Source organism: Nesterenkonia sp. AY15 (assembly GCF_022565855.1).
In the GTDB taxonomy this organism is placed as follows: domain Bacteria; phylum Actinomycetota; class Actinomycetes; order Actinomycetales; family Micrococcaceae; genus Nesterenkonia.
The window spans coordinates 21,884-27,883 of record NZ_JAJOYV010000013.1 but is presented as its reverse complement, the minus strand read 5'-3'; the positions used below and the strand labels follow the sequence as shown (position 1 = coordinate 27,883).

Annotated in this window: 6 protein-coding genes and 1 pseudogene; 4 read left to right on the top strand and 3 right to left on the bottom strand. The window is 70.7% G+C overall.

Annotation, left to right across the window (positions count from 1 at the left end; translation table 11 throughout):
• Positions 1–230, bottom strand: a pseudogene (locus tag LSI54_RS12710) (iron ABC transporter substrate-binding protein); the annotation flags it as partial.
• A 154-nt stretch (positions 231–384) separates the two neighbouring features.
• Between LSI54_RS12710 and LSI54_RS12705 the strand changes: the two are divergent.
• The 4 genes from LSI54_RS12705 to LSI54_RS12690 are packed head-to-tail and all read left to right on the top strand — an operon-like array spanning position 385 to position 4,752.
• Entirely contained in the window at positions 385–1,461 is a 1,077-nt protein-coding gene (locus LSI54_RS12705) for a nucleoside hydrolase (protein ID WP_241470683.1), read from the top strand.
• Entirely contained in the window at positions 1,448–2,467 is a 1,020-nt protein-coding gene (locus LSI54_RS12700) for a histidine kinase (RefSeq protein WP_241465916.1), read from the top strand. The genes LSI54_RS12705 and LSI54_RS12700 overlap by 14 nt, the downstream gene beginning before the upstream one ends.
• Complete coding sequence (locus LSI54_RS12695) at positions 2,445–3,227, top strand: energy-coupling factor transporter transmembrane component T family protein (protein WP_241470684.1); 783 nt, start codon at positions 2,445–2,447, stop codon at positions 3,225–3,227. The genes LSI54_RS12700 and LSI54_RS12695 overlap by 23 nt, the downstream gene beginning before the upstream one ends.
• The gene (locus LSI54_RS12690) at positions 3,220–4,752 is read left to right on the top strand and encodes an ATP-binding cassette domain-containing protein (RefSeq protein WP_241478546.1); all 1,533 of its coding nucleotides are present in this window, start codon (positions 3,220–3,222) and stop codon (positions 4,750–4,752) included. Before LSI54_RS12695 ends, LSI54_RS12690 begins: the two co-directional genes overlap by 8 nt.
• Here the strand turns inward: LSI54_RS12690 and LSI54_RS12685 are convergent.
• Positions 4,749–5,360: a LysE family translocator gene (locus LSI54_RS12685; protein ID WP_241465910.1), complete on the bottom strand. Its 612-nt coding sequence runs from the start codon at positions 5,358–5,360 to the stop codon at positions 4,749–4,751. The genes LSI54_RS12690 and LSI54_RS12685 overlap by 4 nt on opposite strands.
• Before the next feature lie 9 nt (positions 5,361–5,369).
• Positions 5,370–5,984: a TetR/AcrR family transcriptional regulator gene (locus LSI54_RS13240; protein WP_241470686.1), complete on the bottom strand. Its 615-nt coding sequence runs from the start codon at positions 5,982–5,984 to the stop codon at positions 5,370–5,372.
• Positions 5,985–6,000: the final 16 nt, after the last annotated feature.

Here is a 6,000-nt window from a genome sequence, read left to right as displayed (position 1 = left end):
AGCTCGGCGGTGTCGCCGTAGCGCACCTCGACCTCGATGCCGGTCTCTTCCGAGAAGGTGTCGATGAGCGGCTGGATCAGTTCCTCGTTGCGCCCGGAATAGAGCACCAGGCTCTCCTGCTCGGCGGTGGTCTCGTCACCGTTCGACGCCGGCTCAGCGGTATCGCCACAGGAGGTCGCGGTCAGGGCGACAAGTGCGCCCAGAGTGACCACCACGGAGGTTCTGCGCATGGATGGTGTTCCTTCGTCTCGCATCGGGGGGAGGGGCTCGCCGATGCGGCCCTGACTGGTCTGATACAAGGCTACCCTAAGATACGCAAGGTTGGTGTGTCTTAATTGAATAAGGCTCTATGTTGAGCGAGGAGACCCAGGCGCACCCGGCACAATGGTGCAGGTGATCCCCCTCTTCCTGGACTGTGACCCCGGCATCGATGACGCCCTCGCGCTGGGCTGGCTCTTCTGTCAGGACGACGTCGAGATCACCGGTCTCGCCGCCAGCGGCGGCAATGTCTCCACCGCCCAGGTGCTTGCGAACACGCTGGGCTGGCTGCAGCTGGCCGGCCGCACCGACCTGTCGGTCCACGTCGGGGCTGAACACCCGCTCGCCGGGGTGTCCGAATACGCGGAGGAGACCCACGGGGACACCGGCGCCGGCTACGCCCGGCTGCCCACCGGCAGGATCACCGCCGATGAGCTTCCCGCCGCGCAGGCCTGGGTCCGAGCGGCCCACGCACACCCGGGCGAGCTGATCGGGGTGCTCACCGGCCCGGCCACCAACCTGGCCCTGGCGCTGCGGCTGGAACCGAAGCTTCCACAGCTGCTGAGGCGGCTCTTCATCATGGGCGGAGCATTCAACTACCGGGGCAACACCCGACCCACCACTGAGTGGAACGTCAGCTACGACCCCGAAGCCACCAAGGCCGTGATCGACGCCTTCGGCGAGTCCACCCACCTGCCGGTGATCGGCCCGATAGAGGCCACCGAAGCGGTGGCGCTGACCCCGGTGCGGCTGCAGCAGATCCTCGACGGGACCAGCTCGGAGGTCTGGTCGGCCTGGCTGGCCCAGCTCGCGGAGGCGCTTCGGTTCTACTTCGAGTTCCACGAGGCAGATGGCCACGGCTACCTCGCCCATGTCCATGATCCCTATGTCACCGCCGCCGCGGTGGCCTGGGCCCGGATCCAGAACCACGGCGAAAGCCCCTCCCCGGCGGCAGGACCTGAGCGGGATTCGTTCCCGCGCGCCACAGACGGGATAATTCCCTGGGCGCGCAAGACCGAGAAGGCAGCGGTCGACGTCGAACTCATCGGCACGCTGACCCGTGGCGAGACCGTGGCCGACTGGCTCGGCCGCTGGGGCCGTGCGCCCAATGCGGAGATCATCCGCAGCCTGGACGCCGAGGCGTTCCTGGATCACCTGACCATCACCTTGAGAAGAGGACCACAACATCATGGCTCACACTGACCCGCACTCTGGGCAGGGGTCCGTCACCGCGGCGGATCCCGGAGAAACCCCGAAGACTCGCGCTGCTGAATCCCGCACCACCCGCTCCCGCGCCTCCAAGGCCCGCACGCCCCAGGCGTCCACGACAGATCGCGCCGGGAACCACATCAGGCCCGCTCCCCCGCTGTGGTCCGTCCTGGCGCTCACCGCCGGTGCCGCCGTGATCGTCGGCACCTACCTCTGGGTGCTCACCACCCAGCCCGCCACTCTCGGCGCCGACCTGGGCAACACCACCCTCGGTGTGATGGTCGGATACCTGCTCGGCGCCGTGCTCATCGCCGCCGGCACGCTCCCGCGAATCCCGCGCAGCGTGCTCGCCCTGATGCCGGTGATGATCGCGCTGAACATCGCCACCGGACAGATCGTCGGCACGATGACCCCCATCCCGCTCTACCTGGACTCCCTGGGCACCGTCATCATCGGTGTCATCGCCGGCCCCGCCGCCGGCGCGCTGACCGGCATCCTGACCAACGTCATCTGGGGCGTGACGATCAACCCGACCGTCATCGCCTTCACCGCCGGCGCCGCGTTCATCGGCGCCGCCGCTGGCTGGGCCGCTCGACTCGGCGGCTTCCGCCGCATCTGGTGGGCCGTCATCGCCGGCGCCCTGGCAGGGATCCCCGCCGGCCTGATCGCCACCCCGGTGGCCGCCTTCATCTACGGCGGCGGACTCGGCGTGGGCACCGGCAGCGTCGTCGCCGCCCTGCAGGGCGCGGGCGCCTCGATGCTCGGCGCCGCCACCATCCAGGGACTGGGCAGCGACATCGCCGATAAGGCGATCATCTTCGCGCTGGCCTTCCTGGTGATCGCTGCGCTGCCGAGCCGGCTGCGCAGCAGGTTCCCCTTCACCGAGCACTCCAAGGTGAAGAGCTCGGCTGCGAAACGCGCCGCCGCGAAGCGGTCTGCGGCACAGGGCACGCCGCCGGACACCGCAGGATCGTCGCATGCGGCTGCATCCAGCCACTGAGCTGGTCCTGCTCGGCTGTGCGCTGCTGCTCGTCTACGGAGTCCCCTCCCCGCTGATCCCGGCCGCCGTGCTCATCTGCGCGGTGGTCACAGCGGCGGCCTCCCCGCGGGTCCGCTTCCGCAGCTGGCTGCTGACCCTGGTGGTGCTGGCCGGACCCATGCTGGTCATGGTCGGCATCATCCAGGGGCTCTTCTACCCCGGCGAGCAGGCCGAGGTCCTCGCCGAGTTCGGACCCGCCGCGGTCACCGTGGAGGGCGTCGCGCTGGCGATCCAGCTCTGGCTCCGGGTCGCCGCGATGGTGGCCGTCTGCGCGCTGTTCGCCTTCGGGTCTGACCCGACGCGTGCCTTCGACGGCCTGCTGACCCTGCGCCTGCCCCTGTCCCTGGCCTATGTGTGCGCCGCCGCGATGAGCCTGATACCGCTGGCCCAGCACCGGGTCCGCGCCGCCCTGACAGCCCGCTCCGCCCGCGGCTGGGACACCGACCGGCTGCTCGTGCGGCTGCGCCTGCTCACCGGGGTGCTCACCGGACTGCTGGTCACCGCGATCACACAGCTCGATCAGCGCCATGACGCCCTTTCTCAGCGCGGGTTCGGCCAGGCCGCTCACCCCACCCCGGCCCGGTTCTATCCCCAGGGCGCGGGCCAGCGCGGACTGCGCTGGGGCGCCGTCGTCGGCTCAGCTCTGCTGGTGGTCGCCTCTCTGGCCGGACTGCTGCCGCTGCCTTCTGCCACCGAGATCCTCGGAGTCTTCGATGCCTGACCCCGCGCCGTCCTCCTCCGCCCTGCAGCCGCTGCTGCGTCTGACCGACTTCGGGTTCCATTACCGCGGCGCCGAGACTCCCGCTCTGGAGGCCGTGGACTTGGGACTTCGCCCCGGTGATGCCGTCGCGGTCCTGGGCCCACAGGGAGCGGGCACCTCCACCCTGGCCCGTGCCGCCGCCGGACTGCTCGGCGAACACGGGCACAGCACCGGCGTGCGCGAGCTGCGTGACCAGACCGATGGAGGGCACTCCTCCAGCGGCGAGCACGACGGTGCTCACGTGCGCGGCGGGGTGGGGATGCTCGGCGACGACCCGGAGGCCCAGCTCACCGGGCTGACCCGCACCGTCCGAGACGAGGCCGCGCTTCCTGGGCGGCTGCTGGGGCTGCCCCTGCCCGAGTGCCTGGAGCGCGCCGATGCCAGCCTGCAGGCGCTGGGCATCGCTGGCCTGGCTGAACGAGACCTCTCCACGCTCTCCGGCGGGGAACGGCAGCTCACCGCCCTCGCCGGGCTGCTCACCCTGCGCCCGAGCGTCCTGGTGCTCGATCAGCCCTCCCAGGCCCTCGATGCCAGCGCACGACGGCGCCTGGCCCGGTCCCTGCGCGAGTTCCGTGACGCCGGGGGCGCAGTGCTGCTGACGGGGCATCAGCACGATGACCTCACCGCCGCCTGCGACGAGGTGCTGTTCCTCGACCAGGGGCGCCCTGCCACGATGACCCCGGGGGGTCTGCTGCCGGCGGCGGAGCTGACCCGGGCGCAGTTGGACGAGCACGAGATCTGGGACGTTCGCCGCACCCCGGCTGCGCAGAGCGAGCCATCCGCGCCGGCGCCCGACCCTGGCCAGGAGGTGTTGCTGCGCGTGCGGGAGCTCTCCGTCCAGCGCGACGCCATCCGGGTGCTGGACGGCGTCGCGCTGGACCTGCGCGCCGGGGAGGTGGCCGTCCTGTTCGGCGCCAACGGGTCGGGGAAGTCCACGCTGCTCAGCGCCCTGGCGGGACTTCTTCCCGCAGAGCCTGGGACCAGGATCATCGGACCAGGCGGCGTCGAGCTCGCCGCGGCACCGGCGCATCGCCGCGCGGACCACCTGGCCTGGGTGGGCCAGGATCCCGGAGACCAGCTCTCCGCCTCCACGGTGCGCGCGGAGCTGATGCGCGCGGCCCCGCTGGGCCCGGGGGGACGCCGGCTCAGACGCGAAGACCGGCGGCGCGCACGGGCGCAGCGAGAGCTGGACGTGGAACAGGTGATGGAGACCGCAGGGCTCAGCGCTGACGCCGAGGAGCATCCCTATGATCTGGTGCCCGCCCAGCGCAAGGACTGCGTGATCGCGTCCGCGCTGCTGCTGAAGCCCGCGGTGCTCCTGCTAGATGAACCCACGCTGGGCCGTGATGCCGCCGGGATGCACCGATTGAGTTCTCTGGTCCGCGGGTTCACCGCCGCGGGAGGTGCGGTGCTGGTGGCGACCCACGATCAGCGCTGGGCGTCCGAGATCAGCGATCACCAGCTGCGCCTGGACGCGAGCAGCTAGAGAGGCAGTGATTCCCAGGTGTCCACCATGGCGGGCACCACCGAGACGACCAGCAGCCCGGCCATGACCAGGTTGAAGATCAGCATGTGCGCGGGCTGCGAGATGATCCGGCCTGCGCCCACGCCCAGCAGCGTCCACGCCACGGTGAAGGGGGCGCCGAAGGTGCAGGCCACCAGCGCGATCACCGCAACCTCCAGCATGAAGGAGTCCCAGAAGCCGGTGAAGGTGCTCAGCGCGGCCACTGAGAGGGTCCACGCCTTGGGGTTGACGAACTGGAACAGCGCCATCTGCACGAACCCCGGCGGCTTGGCTCCGGGGTTCGGGGTCAGCGTGGTGGGTCCGTTGGCGATCTTGAAGGCGAGCCAGAGCAGGTAGAGGATCCCGACGGGGCGCAGGATGTCGAGGATCACCGGCCACTGCTCGAGCGCCTGGCCGAGACCGATCCCCACCAGCAGCACCATGGACGGGAAGCCGAGGTTCACTCCCAGGATCGCCGGCAGCGTCCGCTTGAAGCCGTAGGCGGCTCCGGAGGCCATCACGATGGTGTTGTTCGGCCCGGGGGTGCCGGCGCCGGCCACCACGAAGAGCATCAGAGAGAGAATCGCCACTGGACGAGACTACTCTGCCAGCACCTCGGCGCTCTGCGCGAGCGCGATGATCTCCTCGGTCACCCGTTCGCGCAGTCGCGGGTCCAGCCGCTCGGTGGAGAGCGCCTCGTAGAACCACAGCCCGTCGGCGGCGAGCCGCGCGATGAAGCGCTGGACCGCAGCGGCCTCCGCGGCGTCGTCGTCGAGGGCCTGGGTCTCTTGGGTGCCCGTGGACAGCGGAGCTTCAGCGGGCCGGGGGACTCCCGGCGGCTGCGGCGCCCAGCGGGCGAAGACCTCGTCCCAGGCGGCGTTGGCCACCGGATCCTCGGAGGCCTCGAGCATCAGCAGCAGCTCCGCGCGCTCGGGGTTCTGGGAGAGCCGCACGAAGGCCCGGAAGCGTTCGTCGCGGCTGAGCTCCTGGGCCGTGCCGCCGGCCTGGGCCTCCAGCGCCAGCTCCCAGTTCTGCGCCACATGCCGGTGCAGGCCCAGCAGCAGCTCCTCCCGTGAGGGGAAGTGGTAGAGCAGCCCACCCTTGGTCATGCCGGCCTCGGCGGCCACCGACTCGTAGGTCAGCGTGGTCACGCCTTCACGCTGGACCACCCGGGTGGCGGCGTCGAGGATCTCGCGGCGTTTGGAAGGTCGCACAGGGTTGGATCTCCGA